The 18,966-nt window shown below is 56.1% G+C and carries 17 protein-coding genes and 3 tRNA genes; 9 read left to right on the top strand and 11 right to left on the bottom strand.

Annotation, left to right across the window (positions count from 1 at the left end; translation table 11 throughout):
* Nucleotides 1–119 precede the first annotated feature (119 nt).
* The 5 genes from V6L79_RS08820 to colR form a co-directional block, all read right to left on the bottom strand.
* Entirely contained in the window at nt 120–341 is a 222-nt protein-coding gene (locus V6L79_RS08820; protein WP_261741219.1) for a hypothetical protein, read from the bottom strand.
* Nucleotides 341–1,057: a lipopolysaccharide kinase InaA family protein gene (locus tag V6L79_RS08815; protein WP_261741218.1), complete on the bottom strand. Its 717-nt coding sequence runs from the start codon at nt 1,055–1,057 to the stop codon at nt 341–343. Before V6L79_RS08815 ends, V6L79_RS08820 begins: the two co-directional genes overlap by 1 nt.
* Before the next feature lie 3 nt (nt 1,058–1,060).
* Nucleotides 1,061–1,741 (bottom strand): class I SAM-dependent methyltransferase, encoded by a 681-nt coding sequence (locus tag V6L79_RS08810; RefSeq protein ID WP_261741217.1) that lies wholly within the window; start codon nt 1,739–1,741, stop codon nt 1,061–1,063.
* Between the two features lie 197 nt (nt 1,742–1,938).
* On the bottom strand, nt 1,939–3,219 hold the full coding sequence (locus V6L79_RS08805) for a HAMP domain-containing sensor histidine kinase (protein ID WP_261741216.1): 1,281 nt from the start codon (nt 3,217–3,219) through the stop codon (nt 1,939–1,941).
* The gene (gene colR, locus V6L79_RS08800) at nt 3,209–3,892 is read right to left on the bottom strand and encodes a two-component system response regulator ColR (protein WP_261741215.1); all 684 of its coding nucleotides are present in this window, start codon (nt 3,890–3,892) and stop codon (nt 3,209–3,211) included. The genes V6L79_RS08805 and colR overlap by 11 nt, the downstream gene beginning before the upstream one ends.
* A gap of 203 nt (nt 3,893–4,095) precedes the next feature.
* Between colR and V6L79_RS08795 the strand changes: the two genes are divergently transcribed.
* Nucleotides 4,096–6,045: an LTA synthase family protein gene (locus V6L79_RS08795; RefSeq protein ID WP_338580092.1), complete on the top strand. Its 1,950-nt coding sequence runs from the start codon at nt 4,096–4,098 to the stop codon at nt 6,043–6,045.
* Between the two features lie 156 nt (nt 6,046–6,201).
* Here V6L79_RS08795 and groL read toward each other — a convergent pair whose 3' ends face one another.
* The 4 genes from groL to V6L79_RS08775 form a co-directional block, all read right to left on the bottom strand.
* Nucleotides 6,202–7,845, bottom strand: coding sequence for a chaperonin GroEL (gene groL, locus V6L79_RS08790; protein ID WP_019827814.1), 1,644 nt, complete (start codon nt 7,843–7,845; stop codon nt 6,202–6,204).
* 49 nt (nt 7,846–7,894) lie between these two features.
* A complete protein-coding gene (locus V6L79_RS08785) occupies nt 7,895–8,188 on the bottom strand; it encodes a co-chaperone GroES (protein WP_019827816.1) in 294 nt (97 codons plus the stop codon).
* A gap of 242 nt (nt 8,189–8,430) precedes the next feature.
* Nucleotides 8,431–8,901, bottom strand: a complete 471-nt coding sequence (locus V6L79_RS08780) for an FxsA family protein (RefSeq protein WP_261741213.1) — start codon at nt 8,899–8,901, stop codon at nt 8,431–8,433.
* Nucleotides 8,902–8,972: 71 nt separating this feature from the next.
* On the bottom strand, nt 8,973–9,698 hold the full coding sequence (locus tag V6L79_RS08775; RefSeq protein ID WP_261741212.1) for a HugZ family protein: 726 nt from the start codon (nt 9,696–9,698) through the stop codon (nt 8,973–8,975).
* 53 nt (nt 9,699–9,751) lie between these two features.
* Here V6L79_RS08775 and V6L79_RS08770 point away from each other — a divergent pair, with 53 nt between their 5' ends.
* Nucleotides 9,752–10,510: an SDR family oxidoreductase gene (locus V6L79_RS08770; protein ID WP_338580091.1), complete on the top strand. Its 759-nt coding sequence runs from the start codon at nt 9,752–9,754 to the stop codon at nt 10,508–10,510.
* A gap of 184 nt (nt 10,511–10,694) precedes the next feature.
* Here the strand turns inward: V6L79_RS08770 and V6L79_RS08765 are convergent, their stop codons facing one another.
* Complete coding sequence (locus V6L79_RS08765; RefSeq protein ID WP_261741210.1) at nt 10,695–11,708, bottom strand: DUF481 domain-containing protein; 1,014 nt, start codon at nt 11,706–11,708, stop codon at nt 10,695–10,697.
* Between the two features lie 151 nt (nt 11,709–11,859).
* On the opposite strand from V6L79_RS08765, the gene V6L79_RS08760 reads away from it, so the two are divergent.
* The 4 genes from V6L79_RS08760 to V6L79_RS08745 all read left to right on the top strand — a co-directional run bounded on the left by V6L79_RS08760 (nt 11,860) and on the right by V6L79_RS08745 (nt 16,590).
* Entirely contained in the window at nt 11,860–12,213 is a 354-nt protein-coding gene (locus tag V6L79_RS08760; RefSeq protein ID WP_261741209.1) for an MGMT family protein, read from the top strand.
* Between the two features lie 42 nt (nt 12,214–12,255).
* Nucleotides 12,256–13,800 (top strand): AmpG family muropeptide MFS transporter, encoded by a 1,545-nt coding sequence (locus tag V6L79_RS08755; protein ID WP_261741208.1) that lies wholly within the window; start codon nt 12,256–12,258, stop codon nt 13,798–13,800.
* Between the two features lie 103 nt (nt 13,801–13,903).
* The gene (locus V6L79_RS08750; protein WP_321835928.1) at nt 13,904–15,619 is read left to right on the top strand and encodes a proline--tRNA ligase; all 1,716 of its coding nucleotides are present in this window, start codon (nt 13,904–13,906) and stop codon (nt 15,617–15,619) included.
* A 17-nt stretch (nt 15,620–15,636) separates the two neighbouring features.
* Entirely contained in the window at nt 15,637–16,590 is a 954-nt protein-coding gene (locus V6L79_RS08745; protein WP_261741206.1) for a hypothetical protein, read from the top strand.
* A 67-nt stretch (nt 16,591–16,657) separates the two neighbouring features.
* Here V6L79_RS08745 and dinB read toward each other — a convergent pair whose 3' ends face one another.
* Nucleotides 16,658–17,719, bottom strand: coding sequence for a DNA polymerase IV (gene dinB, locus V6L79_RS08740; RefSeq protein ID WP_261741205.1), 1,062 nt, complete (start codon nt 17,717–17,719; stop codon nt 16,658–16,660).
* Nucleotides 17,720–18,008: 289 nt separating this feature from the next.
* Here dinB and V6L79_RS08735 point away from each other — a divergent pair.
* The 3 genes from V6L79_RS08735 to V6L79_RS08725 all read left to right on the top strand — a co-directional run bounded on the left by V6L79_RS08735 (nt 18,009) and on the right by V6L79_RS08725 (nt 18,761).
* Nucleotides 18,009–18,085, top strand: a tRNA-Met gene (locus tag V6L79_RS08735).
* A 361-nt stretch (nt 18,086–18,446) separates the two neighbouring features.
* Nucleotides 18,447–18,523, top strand: a tRNA-Met gene (locus V6L79_RS08730).
* A gap of 161 nt (nt 18,524–18,684) precedes the next feature.
* A tRNA-Met gene (locus V6L79_RS08725) sits at nt 18,685–18,761 on the top strand.
* Nucleotides 18,762–18,966: the final 205 nt, after the last annotated feature.

The raw sequence follows: 18,966 nt of genomic DNA, 5'->3' as shown, positions 1-18,966 counted from the left end.
TGCACAGCAGTCGTAAAACCATTCAGCTTTGGTGTTTCTGAGACACCGTGTTTACCGGGTTTACGACTGCTGCGCAGCCGGACGCTGCCTCGTTCCTTCGGCAGCTGCTACAGGGCCCCTTACTTCTTCAGCCCCTGACTCATTCCAAACATAAACAGCAACAGGTCGTGATCGGGTTTTGCCGCTACCGCCACCTTGACTACGCGCGGCAGCGGGCAATGAACCCCCTCTTGCGTCCCACCCAACACTTGGGTCACAGGCTGCTCCCATGCAGCAAATGCCACGCCAGCAATGGTCAGAGCACCCAGAAAAAACAAACTTCGTGCTAATTCTCGCTTCATCACCGTAAACCTTTGATAGCGCTGCCAAACACCGTCTTATAAAAGTAGATCAGTCTGTCCCAGTCCGTGGAGTTCCACGACGAATGGCGGCGCAGTTGTTTAAGATCGTGGGAGGCTGCCTTATGAGCTGTCAGGCGTTGCCGGCTTTTTTCGAGATCCAGCAGAGCCACGCTTATCTGTGCGCTATCGCCCTGGCCGATGACTCGTACAAACACATGTTTGGCGTAGAGGCAGCCATGTTGCCAGCGCCCCAGATGCATACGCGCCAGGGTTTGACCAATCGCTTGAAGTACACGCTCATGCACCGCTTCACCCAGGCGTTCGCGTTCACCGGCGGCATACCAGTTGTCGATCTCGACAAAACCGTCCAGAGCGACAGTCACCAACAGTGCCCGCCATTGTTTGTCTGCCGCTTGTTGAGCCCCGCAGTACACCAGTTCAGGTACACCGACCGATAAATGGTTCAAGGCGAGCAACGCATCACGCTCGCGCAATACTGTTGGGCGACCCAGCGGGTAACGCCAACTACGGTAGGTGTGCCCGACCTGACGCTTGACATAGAGCAGGCGTCCGCTGGCATCGTGAACCCGTTGTACACCACTCTCCCCGCCACGACGCTGATTGGGCTCTTCAACCCATTCGCCTTTTTGATTCCAGTAAAACTCAAATTGGTCTTCAGACGCAGAGGGGGATTGCTGTACAAAATCAACGGTCATGACTTATCTCTTTCGTAATACGTAAACCCGCCACATCGCATAGAGCGGAATAAAATCCAGATGATCCTGAATGGTGAAGCCGGCCTTTTTAAACTCCGACTCCACTGTAACAGCAGGTAACACGAAACGGTTTTGGTAACCGTCCTGTTCTGTTTCTGTAGTCCGTTTGTGCTCAAGACGCTTGCGTTTCCAGGCCTTGAAATTGCCATCGACCCACAATGAAATAATCAGACTGTCCCGGCTGACGCGATGAAGCTCGCGTAATAGAGCCATCCGATGGCTTGCATCACCAATATGGTGCAGCAGGCGCATGCAAAAAATGCTGTCCACGGAGTTGTCTGGCATATCTATTTCAAATGCAGAGGTCTGCAATCGCCGTACCCGTTTCACCACATCGGCCGGTTGCGCCAGCGAAGCCACCTCCAGCATCGATGCAGAGTTATCCGCACCAATGATTTCACGGTTCGGCATTTGCGCAAGCAACGGCCAAAAACGGCCTGCACCGCACGGCAAATCCAGGACGACCGCAGGCTCACCCGCCAAGTGCAGAGCGCGGCGTGCCAACTGCTCGTCGCGTTTGTGCGAGAGACGGCGGGCCAGTCCATCCTGGTGCTTGATCAGGTAATCGGCAGCGTGTTGCTGGTCGTACTTTTCAGAAAACTTGAGTTTGATGATCGGATTCATGGAAGTGCTCCTGAAGCATATAAGCACTACCTTAATCAGGAAAACGTATGCATCAGGTCATCAGCAAGTGAAAATTCCGTGTATGCGTCCTACACAAACGTTGCAAGGTTTTACAGGCCGCGAATGCTGGCGCGGGGCCAGTTATGCATAAAACATCGGCTGACACGGCCTGCAGGGCGCAGGCCGCTTGAGGGGTTTCAGGCGTCAGCCGGGTCAAGCTCGACGTGAAAGCGGCAACCATTGGGCTCCATCGTGGTGAGGGTAACCCGCCAGCCCTGGCTATCGCAGATGCGCTGAACCAGTGACAGGCCCAACCCGAGCCCTTCGCCACGTTTTTCACTGCCACGAACAAAGGGTTGGAACATTGCCTGACGCTTCTCTTCCGGAATGCCGACTCCGCTGTCTTCCACCACAAAGCCGCCGGGTTCAAGGGTCAATCGGATAAAACCGGTGTCGGTGTAGTGCAGTGCATTGCGCAGCAGGTTACCCATGACTGCATGCAGGAAGGTGGCGTTATAGCAAGTGTCCAGCGTATTGCCGGGGTCATAAATCAGTTCAAGGCCTTTAGCCTCGATGGGCTCACGCCACAGGCTGATCAGGCCTTCGGCCACGACTGGCAGTGTCACCTTGGGCGACATACTGGCGTCTTGATGCTGAGCTCGGGCCAACATCAGGAAGGTCTGCACCAGTTCCCGCATCTCTTCGCATGCTCGCGATATTCGTTCGACCTGTGAACGACTGCGCTGATCCAGCGCCGGGTTTTCCAGCAACAGTTCGCAGGAGCTGGCCAATACCATCAACGGAGTGCGCAGCTCATGGCTCACGTCGCTGGTGAACAGCCTTTCGCGCGTCAGGGTGTCCCGCAAACGACCCAGCGTGGCATCGAACGCCACCGCCAACTCGCCCACTTCATCGGCAGCGTAATCCGGCGCCAGAGGCGGTGCCAGGCCCAGCAATTGATCGCGATGACGAACCTGGCGGGCCAGGCGGACTACTGGCGCCATCACCCGACGGGCCAAGGTCCAGCCTAAAAAGACCGCCAGCGCCAGCGCCAGCACGAAACCGACCACGACCACGGCAAACAGCACGCGCTCACGTTCTTCGAAATCACTCTGATCCTGCAGCAGCACGTAACGCCGGCCATCGACCACTTCAACCATCGCGTGGTACGACAATTGATCCCGAAACACTTCATGAAAACCCGGATCCAGGTGGCGTAGATCCTTGGGCAAAGCAAAATCACCACGCCCGCCACTGAAGTAAAACAGTTGGCTTGGCTTGGGCCGATGGTTCCAGTCTGCACCATTGTCCATCAGCAACAAACGCTGCAAATCGCCGCCCAGACCGGCTGATATGAGCTTTTCTTCGACCAGGTGTACGGTGGCAATAATGCCTACGGCGAATGTTCCCGCGACCAATGCACTCATCAATGCAAAAGCAATGATGATCCGCTGGGCGAGACTTTGCTTAAACTCCATCGCGAATCTCGGCGAGGCGGTAGCCCACACCATGCACGGTTTGCAACAGAGGCTTGTCGAACGGTTTGTCGATCACCTGCCGCAATTGGTGCACGTGGCTACGCAGGCTGTCGCTATCGGGACAATCATCACCCCACAAGGCTTCTTCGAGGACTTCGCGGCGCAGCACGTGGGGGCTTTTTTGCATCAAAACCGCCAGCAATTTCAGGCCTACCGGGTTGAGCTTGAGCAGGCGGCCTTCACGGGTAACCTCAAGGGTATCCAAGTCATAACGCAACTCACTGACCTGCAACTCGCGCCGCCCCCCGCCTTGAGCGCGGCGTAATACAGCCTCGATCCGAGCAGCCAGTTCCGACAGGGCAAACGGCTTGAGCAGATAGTCATCAGCGCCGGACTTGAAGCCTTGCAGGCGGTCATCCAACTGGTCCCGGGCGGTCAACATGATCACCGGGGTATCGCGTCGGGCGTCTTCACGCAGGCGCTTGCACAGGGTGTAGCCGTCGATCCCGGGCAACATGATGTCGAGCACAATCAGGTCGTAATGCTCGGTAGCCGCCAGATGCAGGCCGGACAAACCGTCTTGCGCACAGTCAACGGTATAGCCCTTGAGACCCAGGTAGTCGGCCAGATTGGCGAGGATATCGCGGTTGTCTTCTACCAATAAAATTCGCATGGGCATTCTCTCCGTTCACAGTTACGGCCGTCTTGGCCCGCGCAGCTTAAGGCCAAGCACCGCGCAGAGCCAGCACCGCAGGGCGCTGAAGCCATTTAGTTAGGTTATGCGCAAAAATGACATTTTTTTTACTAACGGTTCACAAACTCAATACAGTGGCGCCAGCACACTCTCGCACCCCCGCGTTTAAGGAAAAACAACTAATGCGTCTGCTGCACACCGCGCCAATGCGCTACCTCCTTCTGTTGACTGGCTGTTGGCTGGCGACCTTTCTAATGACCCGAGGCGTTCTGCTGGTCACCCATCTAGGAGAGGCAGGTAACAACTGGCTGCCGGTGTTTGGCATTGGCATGCTTTACGACCTCGGCTTTCTGACTTATGCCGCTCTGCCGCTGGGCCTGTACCTGTTGTTGTGCCCGCCAGCGCTGTGGCGTCGTCGTGGTCATCAGTGGTTCTTGCAAGGTCTGCTCACTGTAAGCCTGTTTGCCATGTTGTTCACGGCCGTGGCCGAGTGGTTGTTCTGGGATGAGTTCGGCGTACGCTTCAATTTTATCGCTGTGGACTATCTGGTCTACTCCGATGAAGTGCTGAACAACGTACTGGAGTCCTACCCGATCGGTATCCTGCTCAGTGCCATTGCCCTGGCAGCCATCGTATTGAGCCTTGCCTTGCGCAAGCCGTTCAACGCAGCCATGAACGCACCGCTACCAGCCTTTGGCGCTCGCCTTGCTACCTTTGCCGGTTTGTTGCTGGTCGCGGGCTTGAGCATGCAATTGCTCGATCAGGACGGTCCTCGCGGCCAGGGCGGCAACGCCTATCAGCATGAACTGGCGAGCAATGGCCCGTATCAGTTCTTCGCAGCGTTCCGCAATAACGAACTGGATTACCAGCAGTTTTACGCCAGCCTGCCAACCGACGTTGTCGCAAAGCAATTACGCACCGAGCTGGCCGAGACCAACGCAACTTTTGTTGGCCAGGACCCGCTGGATATCCGTCGCAACATCGACAACCCGGGCACGGCACGTCAGCCCAACATCGTTCTGGTGACCATCGAAAGCCTCAGCGCCAAGTACTTGGGCAGCAACGGCGATGGCCGCAATCTGACGCCAAACCTCGATCAACTGCGCAAAGAGAGCCTGTACTTCAATAATTTCTATGCCACCGGTACTCGTACCGACCGCGGCTTGGAAGCGATTACCCTGGCCATCCCACCGACGCCTGGACGCTCCATCGTCAAGCGCATCGGCCGTGAAAGCGGTTTCGCCAGCCTGGGCCAACAGCTTAAGGGCGTAGGCTATGACAGCGTGTTCGTGTATGGCGGCCGTGGTTATTTCGACAACATGAATGCGTTCTTCAGCGGCAATGGTTACCGCGTCGTCGACCAAAGCAGCGTCAATGAAGCCGATATCCACTTCAAAAATGCGTGGGGCATGGCTGACGAAGACCTGTACCGCGAAACCCTGAAGCTGGCCGATGCCAACTATGCGCAACAAAAGCCGTTCCTGTTGCAGTTGATGACCACCTCGAACCACCGTCCATACACTTACCCTGAAGGCCGGATTGACATCAAATCAGGTAACGGTCGTGACGGTGCGGTGAAGTACACCGACTACGCCATTGGCCAATTCCTCAAGGATGCGCGTCAAAAGCCCTGGTTCGATAACACGATCTTCATTTTCGTGGCCGACCACACGGCAGGCAGTGCCGGCAAGGAAGACTTGCCGATCACCAACTATCAGATCCCGCTGTTTATCTATGCGCCCAAGTTGATCGAAGCTCGTGAAGACTCACAACTGGCCAGCCAGATCGATTTGGCACCGACATTGCTCGGGTTGCTGAACCTGGATTACCAGTCGACTTTCTTTGGCCGTAACCTGCTGCAGGAAAATCCGCTACCGCCGCGTGTGGTGGTGGGCAACTATCAGCACCTGGGTTTGTTTGACGGTAAAGATCTGGCCATTCTCAGCCCACGCCAGGGCCTGCGTCGCCACGATGAAGCGCTGACCACCAGCATTGAGTCCCGCGTACCGGCGACCGATCCGTTGATTGAACGGGCGATCACCTATTACCAGGCCGCCAGTCATGACTACAAGCAGCAACTGTTAGGCTGGAAGCCGGTGCAGGTGGCGCCGGTGCAGACTGCAGCGAAGTAATTTGAATCCATGGGAGTCAGCCTGCTGGCGATGCAGGCGGCTGGGTCTGCCTGACTCACCGCACTGATGTTATCGCTGGCTAGCCAGCTCCCACAAAGCAAAAAAGCCCCGCCTGATTACTCAGGCGGGGCTTTTGCGTATCGGGGTAAGGCTGGCTTACATCATGCCGCCCATACCACCCATGCCGCCCATGTCTGGCATACCGCCGCCAGCTGCCTTGTCGTCCTGGATCTCAGCGATCATCGCCTCAGTGGTGATCATCAGGCTGGCAATCGACGAAGCCGCTTGCAGAGCCGAACGAGTCACTTTAGCTGGGTCAAGGATACCCATTTCGATCATGTCGCCGTATTCGCCAGTGGCTGCGTTGTAACCGTAGTTACCCGAACCCTGCTTAACCTTGTCGACAACTACGCTTGGCTCGTCACCGGAGTTGGCAACGATCTGGCGCAGAGGTGCTTCAACAGCACGACGCAGCAATGCGATACCAACGTTCTGATCAGCGTTGTCGCCTTTCAGATCAGCAATGGCCTGCAGAGCGCGAACCAGTGCCACGCCACCGCCAGGTACCACGCCTTCTTCAACGGCTGCACGAGTTGCGTGCAGGGCGTCTTCAACGCGGGCTTTCTTCTCTTTCATTTCTACTTCGGAACCAGCGCCAACCTTGATCACTGCAACGCCGCCAGACAGCTTGGCCAGACGCTCTTGCAGTTTTTCACGGTCGTAGTCCGAAGTGGTGTCAGCTACCTGGGCACGGATCTGAGTCACACGAGCCTGGATGTCAGCTTCAACACCGGCACCGTCGATAACGGTGGTGTTTTCTTTGGTTACGGTGACGCGTTTGGCATTACCCAGGTGTTCCAGGGTAGCGCTTTCCAGGCTCAGACCGATCTCTTCGGAGATAACGGTACCGCCAGTCAGAACAGCGATGTCCTGCAGCATTGCCTTGCGACGATCGCCGAAGCCAGGTGCTTTAACAGCAACCACTTTCACGATACCGCGCATGTTGTTCACAACCAGAGTCGCCAAGGCTTCGCCTTCAACGTCTTCGGATACGATCAGCAGTGGGCGACCAGCTTTGGCAACAGCTTCCAGAACTGGCAGCAGTTCACGGATGTTGGAGATCTTTTTGTCGACCAGCAGGATCAGAGGACCGTCGAGTTCGGCAGTCATGGTTTCTGGTTTGTTGACGAAGTACGGGGACAGGTAGCCACGGTCAAACTGCATGCCTTCAACAACAGACAGTTCGTTTTCCAGGCCCGAGCCTTCTTCAACAGTGATCACGCCTTCTTTACCGACTTTTTCCATGGCTTCGGCAATGATGTCGCCGATGGAGCTGTCGGAGTTGGCAGAGATAGTACCTACCTGAGCGATTGCCTTGCTGTCAGCACATGGCTTGGCCAGGGATTTCAGCTCTTTGACAATGGCGATGGTCGCTTTGTCGATACCGCGCTTCAGGTCCATCGGGTTCATGCCGGCAGCGACGGCTTTCAGGCCTTCGTTGACGATCGATTGAGCCAGAACGGTTGCAGTGGTAGTACCGTCACCAGCGTCATCGTTGGCACGGGAGGCAACGTCTTTAACCAGCTGCGCGCCCATGTTTTCGAAGCGATCTTTCAGCTCGATTTCTTTGGCAACGGAAACGCCGTCCTTGGTGATGGTCGGAGCGCCGAAGCTCTTCTCGATGATCACGTTACGGCCTTTAGGGCCCAGGGTCGCTTTTACTGCGTCAGCCAGGACGTTAACACCGGCCAGCATTTTTTTACGGGCGGAGTCGCCGAATTTAACTTCTTTAGCAGCCATGTTCGTTCTTCCTTAAATACTTTGTAGTAACGGGAAAAGGAGCGGGAGATCAGCCTTCGATTACAGCGAGAATCTCGTTCTCAGCCATAACCAACAGGTCTTCGCCGTCAACTTTCACAGTGTTGCTGCCGGAGTAAGGGCCGAACACAACCTTGTCACCCACTTTCACGGCCAGCGCACGTACTTCACCGTTGTCCAGCACGCGGCCGGTACCGACAGCGAGAATTTCGCCGCTGTTGGCTTTTTCGGCAGCAGAACCCGGCAGAACGATACCGCCAGCGGTTTTCTTTTCTTCTTCGCTGCGACGGATTACGACGCGGTCATGCAGAGGACGAAGCTTCATTGTCGATCTCTCCTAATTGTGGTGTTCATCGGCCGGTGTCAATACCGGCTGGGTTTGCAAATCCGGAAATGCCGGGTGCGATTCGCTGAAGGGGTAGTGCTGTTGCCAGTAAAACCCTGCGGTGTCCGTTACATAAGGGCGCATCCACTTATTACAAGGGCGCACCCATGAAATTTTTAACCTTGCGTGTCGCAGAAAACAAACACGGCACCCAAGGTGCCGTGTTGATCACGCTCTATGCCTTATTTATCGCGGTGCTCAAACTCGCCTTCGATTACATTGGGCTCACGCCCCAGAGGCTGTTGGGACCGTGGACGAGCGGCTTCAAAATCTTCAGCAAATGCACGCTGGCGAATAGCTTGTTCTTCTGCACGCTTGCGCAGACGGTTGACCAAAAATCGACGAACCGGCGGGAACAGCAACAGCAAGCCAGCTGCATCGCTGATAAAACCTGGCAGCACCAGCAAGCCGCCACCCAACGCCAGCATCAGGCCTTCAAGCATTTGTTGAGCAGGCAGTTCGCCGCGATTGAGGCTTTCGCGCGCTCTGAGCGCCGTGGCCAAACCTGCGACGCGAACGACCAGAACACCCAGCATGGAACCGGCAATGATCAGCAGCAACGCAGGGAAAAACCCGATAGCGGTGCTGACCTTGAAAAAGACGTACAGCTCTAGCACTGGAAACAACAGAAAGAGCAATAGAAAAGCGCGCATCAAATGATTCCTCTCCGGAAGAATATCTTCCAACCCAACCTAAATGACGGCGCGCCTGTACAAATTCAAGGCTATACCGTCTGTTTTTTCGGCCACTCGCTTGCACGAGCCAATAAAACCAAGGCTTCGCGCACCTGTGTCGAAGTGTTGCAAGGTTCTGGGAAGCCCAACCAGTACAAACTTTCACCCACCCGCAAATGCATGCCTTCGCTGTCGATACCCACCAGTTTAGCTGGCCCCGTTTGCGGCAACCCGGTTAATTTCACGTAGTGCTCGAGCGCATTGGCGTGGTCGCTATTCATGTGCTCAACCATGCGCGCTTCAACTTGCCCGGCAAAAGGGTTGGGAAGCGTGACCTGGTCCAGCCAGTGAATGGCTCCGAATCCGCCTATATAACGGTGGCGAACAGGGTTTAGCACCCAAAAGTCGAAATCATGCGCGGTGTCGTAGCCCCGCGCTTCAGGGAAGTAGCGGTAATAACGTTCGCCAGCAGCTGCAATCGCTGCGGCATCGGTCAGTTGCTCGGCTTCGGCCAGGTAAGTCAGGCGCCCAACGGCCTGGACATCTTCAGCCCCGCGCTCACCGACCATCAAGGAGCACTTGGGGTCCTTGCGCAGGTTATGGGTGTGCTGGGCAATGCGGCTGATCAGAATCAGCGGCCGCCCCTGCTCATCCAGGCAGTAAGGCACCACGGAGCCAAACGGAAACCCCGGCATGGCCTTGGACAAAGTGGACAAGGCCCCCCGGTATTCCTTGAGCAGTAATTCTCGGGCATGCTTGGCAGCTTCAACGCTCAACTTATGACTCCTTAATAAAAAATCCGTCGATAACGGTCGAGATCAGGGCACTCATGCAACTAAAAGACAAAGTAATCATTATTACTGGCGGCTGCCAGGGGCTGGGTCGCGCCATGGCCGAGTATCTGGCTGCCAAAGGTGCCAGGCTGGCACTGGTCGACCTTAACCCGGAAAAGCTCGAGCTGGCGGTTACGGCTTGCCAGGCGCAAGGTGTCGAAGCACGCGCCTACCTGTGCAACGTCGCCGACGAAGAACAGGTTACGCAAACCGTAGCCCGGATTGCAGAAGATTTTGGCGCGATCAATGGTCTTGTCAACAATGCCGGGATTTTGCGTGATGGGCTGCTGCTCAAGGTCAAGGACGGGGTCATGACCAAAATGAGCCTGGCGCAATGGCAGGCCGTGATCGACGTCAACCTGACCGGGGTTTTCCTGTGCACCCGTGAGGTGGCGGCGAAAATGATCGAGTTGAACAGTCAGGGCGCGATTATCAATATCTCGTCGATTTCGCGTGCAGGCAACGTCGGCCAGACCAACTACTCGGCGGCCAAGGCCGGAGTAGCCGCCGCAACCGTAACCTGGGCCAAGGAGCTGTCTCGTTACGGTATTCGTGTGGCCGGGATTGCTCCGGGCTTTATCGAAACCGAAATGACCTTGGGCATGAAGCCCGAAGCACTCGAAAAGATGACGTCTGGCATCCCGCTCAAACGCATGGGCAAGGTTGAAGAAATCGCCCACTCGGCGGCATATATTTTTGAGAACGATTACTACACCGGGCGGATTCTGGAGCTCGATGGCGGCTTGCGGATCTAAGCCCCGACACAAATCGACCTGTAGCAGCTGCCGAAGGAACGAGGCTGCGTTCGGCGGCGAAGCCGTCGTAAACCCTGAGAACGAGGTTTTTCTGGTACACCGCAGTGCCTGATTCTGCGACGGCTGCGCCGCCGAACGCAGCCTCGTTCCTTCGGAAGCTGCTACGGATATTTGTTGATGGCCCTTACCAGAGCACCCCAAACCCAACGGTATAGCGGGTTTTGTTAAGGGCATTATCAGACCCGCTGGAGCTGCCTATCAGGTCTTTCTCGGCTTTAAGGTTGAGCGATGCCCATTCGGTCACTTTGTAGCGCAAGCCGATTTCAGAATCGAGACTGTAGTCCGAGGCCCCTTCCAGTGACTTGCCCAACTCACCATTGGTGAAGATCGAGACCGTTTTGCCCAGCAAATAACGGTTGTAATCCCACTTCATGGCCAACGAGTAGAAGTTGTCTTTCTTGCCGTCAGAATATTCATAGTCGGTGCGGTTCAGTAGTGAACCCAGCGAAAACGCGCCCAGCTCGTCATCCCAAAACTGATAGCCCGGGCCTGTACCTACGGTGCGTTGGCGGGAAATGTCTTCAACCCGGTCGCGGTTATAGGTCAGCCGACCTTGCCAGTACCACTTGTCATCAATGAAGTGATCAAGCGCGTATTCGGCAGTCCAGTTGTCAGCCGTTACGACGTCGTTCTGAAACTCGCGGTTGTATTCGCCTTCAGCGTGATGACGCCAGGCGCCGTGGCGAGCCGTGGTTTTGAAGTCGATATCGTAGTCGTCGGTGTCTTTGTCCGCCCGCTTGTAGTCCAGCGCCACATCAATATTGCCTTTCCAGACCATGTCTTCAATCAGCGGTTTGGGCTTGATGATTTGCTGGATGCTGGCCAACGCAACTGTCTTTGGCGCTTCGCCATTAGCCAGGGTCACGCTGCCATCTTCGGCAGCCAACAACGATTTGGCTTTTTCACCGGTATAAGCATCTTGTTTGACCAGTAGTTCCTGATCACTCTCAAGCGTTTTGACCTGCTTCCAGTCAATCGGGACGGCACCCGCATACTCGGTCTGAATCAGTAATTTGCCGCCATCAAACACCTTGATCTTGCCGGTCAGGCGATCGCCATTTTTCAACCACACCGTATCGGCAAGCAACGGCGTAGACACACTCAAGACAGCAAGGCATAACAGGGTTCTGGACAACATAAGCAGATGCGAAACTCAGGAGTGCGAAAGAATGGCGGCATTATCCCGATGGATACGCCCTTAAGGAACAAAGACCGACTCATTGAGTTGGAGTTCCTTCTATAGTTCAGCCAACAGTACCGATCCAGGCCCCTCTGATCAGAAGTCCGCCGTGAGCATACCAACCGACACCCCGCTAACCCCTGCCGAGATTCGCCGCACGGCACTGTACTCAACCTTGATGCTGGTGCCGGCCGGGCATGTCGTGACCTATGGGCAACTGGCCGAAATGGCAGGCTTGGGCCGGGCGGCGCGCTGGGTGGGACGAACGCTCAGCCAACTCCCCGAAGGCTCGCGCCTGCCGTGGCATCGGGTGCTTGGCGCCGGGGGTCGTATCAGTTTGCCAGCAGGTACGCCGTCGGGTGACGAGCAGCGTGCGCGTTTACGTGCCGAAGGCTTGAGCATTATGAATAATCGCGTGGATATGCGACGTCATGGCTGGCGCCAGATAGAGCACTACGGTTAGAGTGCGCCCTTTGTTTCCGCAACCAGAGGCAGACTCCAGTCCATGCCCCGTAAAACCTGGCGCGAAGCGCTAGCTGCCTATTCCAGCCCCTCAACCCTTGTGCTGTTACTGCTCGGTTTTGCCGCCGGTTTACCGTACATGCTGGTATTTTCAACGCTTTCCGTATGGCTGCGCGAAGCCGGTGTGGCCCGTGAAACCATTGGGTATGCAAGCCTGATCGGACTCGCCTACGCCTTTAAATGGGTGTGGTCTCCGCTGTTGGACCAGTGGCGTTTACCGCTGCTCGGAAAACTTGGCAGGCGTCGCTCGTGGCTGGTGCTGTCACAGACGCTGGTGATCCTGGGCCTGATTGGCATGGGTTTTTGTGATCCACAAAAACATCTTTCCTGGCTGATCGCCATTGCGGTTGTCGTGTCCTTCGCATCAGCGACCCAAGATATTGCCGTAGACGCCTATCGCCTGGAAATCGCCGAAGACAACCGACAGGCCGCGCTCGCCGCCAGTTACATGTCCGGTTATCGCGTGGCCGCCCTGCTGGCCACGGCAGGCGCCCTGTTCTTTGCCGAAGGCTTCGGTTCTACGGGTTTCAACTACAAGCACTCAGCCTGGACCGGCACTTACGTGCTGTTCGGCTTGCTGATGGTACCGGCGCTGCTCACCACCTTGTTCATGCGCGAACCGCCGGTGCCGCTGCGCACCCAACTGTCAGCCGGGCGCTACAGTTTTGGTCACCAACTGGCATCTGTTTTCGTCCTGATCGTGTTGCTGGTTTCAGTTCCGGCCATGTTCACTCAGCTCTACAACACCGATTTTGCAGGCGTGCTGTTTGAAGGCGTCAGCCCGATGAATCTGGTACTCGAAGATCGGGCCTTTTTGCGCGCCATTCTGTACACCCTGCTGACGGTGCTGTGCCTTTCATCGATGGGACGACGCGGGTTGGCCCCGGTTCTTACGCCGGTAAATGACTTCATCCTGCGCTATCGCTGGCAAGCTCTGCTGCTACTCGGCCTGATTGCCACCTATCGGATGTCTGACACGGTCATGGGCGTAATGGCCAACGTGTTTTATATCGACCAAGGCTTCACCAAGGATCAGATTGCCGGTGTCAGCAAGATATTCGGTTTGATCATGACCCTCGTCGGCGCTGGCATGGGCGGCTTGCTGATCGTGCGCTTCGGCATTTTGCCGATCCTGCTGATTGGTGGCGCGACCTCGGCAGGCACCAACCTGCTCTTTATGCTGCTGGCCGACATGGGCCCTAACCTGGAAATGCTGGTTGTCACGATTTCACTCGACAACTTCAGCTCCGGCCTCGCCACCTCTGCGTTCGTGGCCTACCTGTCCAGCCTGACCAACCTCAAATTTTCCGCGACCCAATACGCCCTGCTCAGCTCAATCATGCTGCTGTTGCCACGTTTGATGGGCGGCTACTCGGGCGTCATGGTCGAGAAATTTGGCTATCACAAGTTCTTTATCATCACCGCGTTGATGGGCATCCCGACGTTGCTTCTGATCAGCCTGCACTGGTATCAGGAAAGTCGCCGGGCCCGCCAAAAACCCGTGGTCGACCTCGAAAAACACCCGTAAATACTAGGGGGAGCCCCACTCCCCCGCCTGCCCTGTACGCAAGCACATCTCGCCCGTACAATGGCCCGTTATTACTCGTCTTCAGCAACGGCAACGGCTAACCATGCGCACCAGTCAATATTTGCTCGCCACACAGAAAGAAACGCCTTCCGATGCGGTCGTTATCAGCCATCAGCTGATGCTGCGCGCCGGCATGATTCGCAAACTCGCTTCCGGCCTGTACACCTGGCTGCCCATGGGCCTGCGTATCATGCGCAAGGCTGAAGCCATTGTTCGCGAAGAAATGAACGCTGCAGGCGCTCTGGAAGTGCTGATGCCGAGCATCCAGCCGGCTGAGCTGTGGCAAGAGTCCGGTCGCTGGGAAGAATACGGCGCCGAACTGCTGCGCCTGAAAGATCGCCACGGTCGCGAGTTCTGCGTGGGTCCGACCCACGAAGAAGTCATCACCGACCTGTGCCGCAACGAGCTGAACAGCTACAAGCAGTTGCCGATCAATCTGTACCAGATCCAGACCAAATTCCGTGACGAAACACGCCCGCGCTTCGGTTTGATGCGCGGCCGCGAATTCATCATGAAGGACGCCTACTCGTTCCACGTTGACAACGCTTCGCTGCAGGTCACGTATGACCGCATGCACGAGGCCTACTGCAAGGTGTTCACCCGTCTGGGCCTGAACTTCCGTCCGGTTGAAGCGGACAACGGCTCCATCGGCGGCGCGGGCTCCCACGAGTTCCACGTTCTGGCAGAGTCCGGCGAAGACGACATCGTATTCAGCAATGGCTCCGACTACGCGGCCAACATCGAAAAAGCCGAAGCAGTTCCAGTCGAAACCTCGCGCCCTGCTGCTACCCAAGAGCTGCGCCTGGTCGACACGCCTGACGCCAAGACCATTGCTCAATTGGTAGAAGGCTACGACCTGCCAATCGAAAAAACCGTCAAGACCCTGATCGTTCACGCTGCCGAAGAAGGCAAGCTGATCGCGTTGGTGATCCGCGGCGATCACGAACTGAACGAAATCAAGGCTGGTAACCATCCGCTGGTAGCAAGCCCGCTGACCATGGCTTCTGACACAGAACTGCGTGACGCCATCGGCGCTGGCGCTGGTTCCTTGGGCCCGCTGAACCTGCCATTGCCGTGCATCATCGATCGTTCGGTCGAGCTGATGAGCGACTTTGGCGTGGGCGCCAACATCGATGACAAGCACTACTTCGGTGTGAACTGGGAACGGGACTTGCCAGTACCAACCGTTGCCGACCTGCGTAACGTGGTCGCCGGCGACCCGAGCCCGGACGGCAAGGGCACGCTGGAAATCAAACGCGGCATCGAAGTCGGTCACATCTTCCAGCTGGGCACAAAGTACAGCGAAGCGATGAAGTGCCAAGTGCTGGGCGAAAACGGCAAGCCGGTGACGCTGGCAATGGGTTGCTACGGTATCGGGGTTTCTCGCGTTGTTGCCGCAGCCATCGAGCAGAACAACGACGAGCGCGGCATTATCTGGAGCGATGCTCTGGCTCCGTTCCAGGTGGCACTGGTGCCACTGCGTTACGAAACCGAAGCTGTTCGCGAAGCCACTGACAACCTGTACGCCCAACTGACGGCCGCAGGCTTTGAAGTACTGCTGGACGATCGCGACAAGAAAACCAGCCCGGGCATCAAGTTCGCTGACATGGAACTGATCGGCATCCCGCATCGGATCGTCGTCAGTGATCGCGGTCTCGCCGAAGGCAACCTGGAATACAAGAGCCGCACCGAAGCAGAGCCACAAGCCCTGCCAGTTGCTGATGTACTTGCATTCCTTCAGGCGCGTATCCGTCGCTGAATCCAGATAGAGACGCCATGTTCAATCGAAACACCTTAACCCTCGGGGGCGCCGCCATGTGCGGCGCCCTGCTGTTGAGCGGCTGTGCCAATCACATGTCGCAACGCAGCGAACACGAGGAGCGCATCGAGCGCAAACTGCTCGCCCACAGCCTCCAGATAGATGTCGGCTCACCTTCAGTGCTTGAGCTGCCGCAACGCCGTGTGCGGATCAACGAACAAAAGACCTTTGAGGTCACAGAGTTCGATGTCACCCGGCATTACGACCGCTATACGCCTTACCAGCCGTGGCGCGAGATCTATGAAGTGCCGCTGGGCGCAGTGGCAATTGTCGCGGGGGTGGGTGCCAATGTGCTCAACGTCTTCATGTTCGGCCAACTGCCCGACAGCGTGACCAAAGACTGGATCAACTACGGCTTCGCAGGCATAAACCCGGCCATGAACGTTCAGTCCCATGGCCGCGCCGAGCAGAATCTGGCTGGCATTGACGATATTCAGCGCGATAAGCGTCTGGAGTATTCAAGCTTGCCGTGGGCCGAACGACCGGTTGTGGTCAAGGCCGGCAAACAGAGTCATGAGCTGACCACGGATCGCAACGGTGTGCTGCGCCTCAACCTGCTGGACAGCCCTTTTGCCGAGCAGGACCTCAATCACATCGGCAAACTGACGATCATGGTTGAAGACGCCCAGGACGAAACCCATTCGGACTCGACCCTGTCGATCAGCAGCAGTTTGCGTGGCAAGTTGCTCGAAGCGCACAACCTGATCTACGACGACCTGGAGGGTGACGACGTCAACCAATGGGTACATCGGGTCAAGCGCTTGTCGGAACTGGGGCTGGAAGAGGAAGCCAGTGAACTGGAACAGAGCCTGATCGAACTCACGCGTAACGACCCTGAGCTACAACGTGAATTCCTTCAGTCCCTGACCAAAAATGCCGGGCGACTGGTGGCGGATCCGGGCGTCAGTTGAAGAGCACCGAGGCAGCTGCCGCAGGAACAAGGCTGCTGCTACGAAATTCAGTGTTTACACTCATCTACTAGCGCTTGAACAACTCCAGTTGCTCATGCCCGCTGTTCAAATCCTGCAAGCGCACGCCAAGCCCGAGCAATCGAACGGGCTTGGCGCCGCGCGCAAATGCCTGACTCAACAGCCCCTGATAACTTTCAAGATCACGCCCGGCACCAGACTGCTCCAGGGTGGTTTGGGTGAAGTCGTGGAATTTCACTTTGACGAACGGTTTGCCTGGCCGGTAACTGCTGTCGATACGCGCAATGCGTCGGCTCAGTGTTTCAAGCAACTCCGGGAGCTTTTCCAGGCAGCTCGCCAAGTCTGGCAAGTCGGTATCGTAGGTGTTTTCCACGCTAACCGACTGACGCCGACTATCACTCTGCACCAGACGCTCATCTATTCCTCGGGCCAAACTCCACAACCGCTCACCAAAACTGCCGAATTCACGCACCAAGGCCAGTTTGTTCCAGTCACGCAGCTGTAAGCAGGTCTCGATTCCCAATCGCCCAAGCTTGTCAGCGGTCACCTTGCCCACACCGTGCAGTTTATTAACCGCCAATGCAGATACGAAATCTTCAACTTGATCCGGCGTAATGACGAATAGCCCGTTGGGCTTTCTCCAGTCACTGGCGATCTTGGCCAGAAACTTGTTTGGCGCCACACCGGCCGACACAGTTATATGCAACTGATTGGAGACCCGCCGCCGGATATCCTGAGCAATACGTGTGGCACTGCCGGCAAAGTGCGGGCTGTCAGATACATCAAGGTAGGCCTCGTCCAAGGACAGCGGCTCAATCAACTCGGTGTAATCGCGCAAGATGCCGTGAATTTCTTTGGACGCTTCTTTATAGGCGTCCATTCTGCCGTTGACGATGATCAGGTCCGGACACAGCTTGAGCGCATGCCGCGATGCCATCGCCGAGCGCACACCATAGGCCCGCGCCTCATAGTTACAGGTTGAGATCACACCGCGCCGATCAGCCGAGCCCCCGACGGCCATGGGCTTGTTCGCCAGGCTCGGGTCATCACGCATCTCAATAGCGGCATAGAAACAGTCACAGTCGACGTGGATGATTTTGCGCTGCGTCATGTAAGGCGGTGTTCTTCAAGGGAGTAGGCAATGCTCAGCGCAAGTATGTCACTGCGAACTGTATATAGCACCAGTAGTCTCGATTCTGAGCGACAGACGTGGGAATTTTCGATGATGAATTTGTTTTTTCAATCGAATTGGAAGCATCAATAGAGCTACAGCCCATACAGAACATGGCCTGCAGCCATTTTTATAGCTTAACTTTATAGCTAAGCAGTTGAAGCAGAACGACTTTTTCTAAATTAACGTTTGACAGCCCAGCGTATCGCTGTAGAATCCACCACACAGACGCGGGATGGAGCAGTCTGGTAGCTCGTCGGGCTCATAACCCGAAGGTCGTCGGTTCAAATCCGGCTCCCGCAACCAAACATCGAAAAAGGCTACTCGAAAGAGTGGCCTTTTTTGTGCGCGTGTGTTTTGTAGCCCAGTCCTACTTGTTGTAGCAGCTGCCGAAGGAACGAGGCTGCGTTCGGCGGCGTAGTCGTCGTAAAACCTGAGCACTCAATAAGCCTGACACCCCAGGGCGCCTGATTCACGACGGCTTCGCCGCCGAACGCAGCCTCGTTCCTTCGGCAGCTGCTACAGGCCCGACTAAGGCCTTGTCAGGGCTCCGCCCACAAAAGATTCTGCCCACATCCAAAATTCATGCCTGTTTTGATCTTATTTACGGTATTTGTAGATTAAAGGTTGACTCCCCCACCCAGCACTGTAGAGTGCGCTCCACAGACGCGGGATGGAGCAGTCTGGTAGCTCGTCGGGCTCATAACCCGAAGGTCGTCGGTTCAAATCCGGCTCCCGCAACCAAACATAAAAAGGCTGCTCGAAAGAGTGGCCTTTTTTGTGCCTGAGTGTTTTTGCCCTCTGCTGCACATTCAGGGGAAAAGGATTAAAGCCGGGTATTTCAACCGCTTACGACATTTAAGGTTGACACCCCGGCGATCCTCTGTAGAATGCGCCCACACAGACGCGGGATGGAGCAGTCTGGTAGCTCGTCGGGCTCATAACCCGAAGGTCGTCGGTTCAAATCCGGCTCCCGCAACCAAACATCGAAAAAGGCTACTCGAAAGAGTGGCCTTTTTTGTGCGTGCTCGAAAAGTACCCCCAAGTCATGCCTGTCATGCACGGGACATCTCCACCCGCTAAGCTGAACGACCACAATTACCTTTTTTTCACACCCCGAACCTGAACATCAGGCAAACAGCTGAAAATATTTAGAAATATTTTGACCAAAAGGATTGGTAACTTGA

It is taken from the genome of Pseudomonas sp. ML2-2023-6 (assembly GCF_037055265.1).
Lineage (GTDB): Bacteria > Pseudomonadota > Gammaproteobacteria > Pseudomonadales > Pseudomonadaceae > Aquipseudomonas > Aquipseudomonas kulmbachensis.
This window is presented reverse-complemented; position numbering and strand designations above follow the sequence as displayed.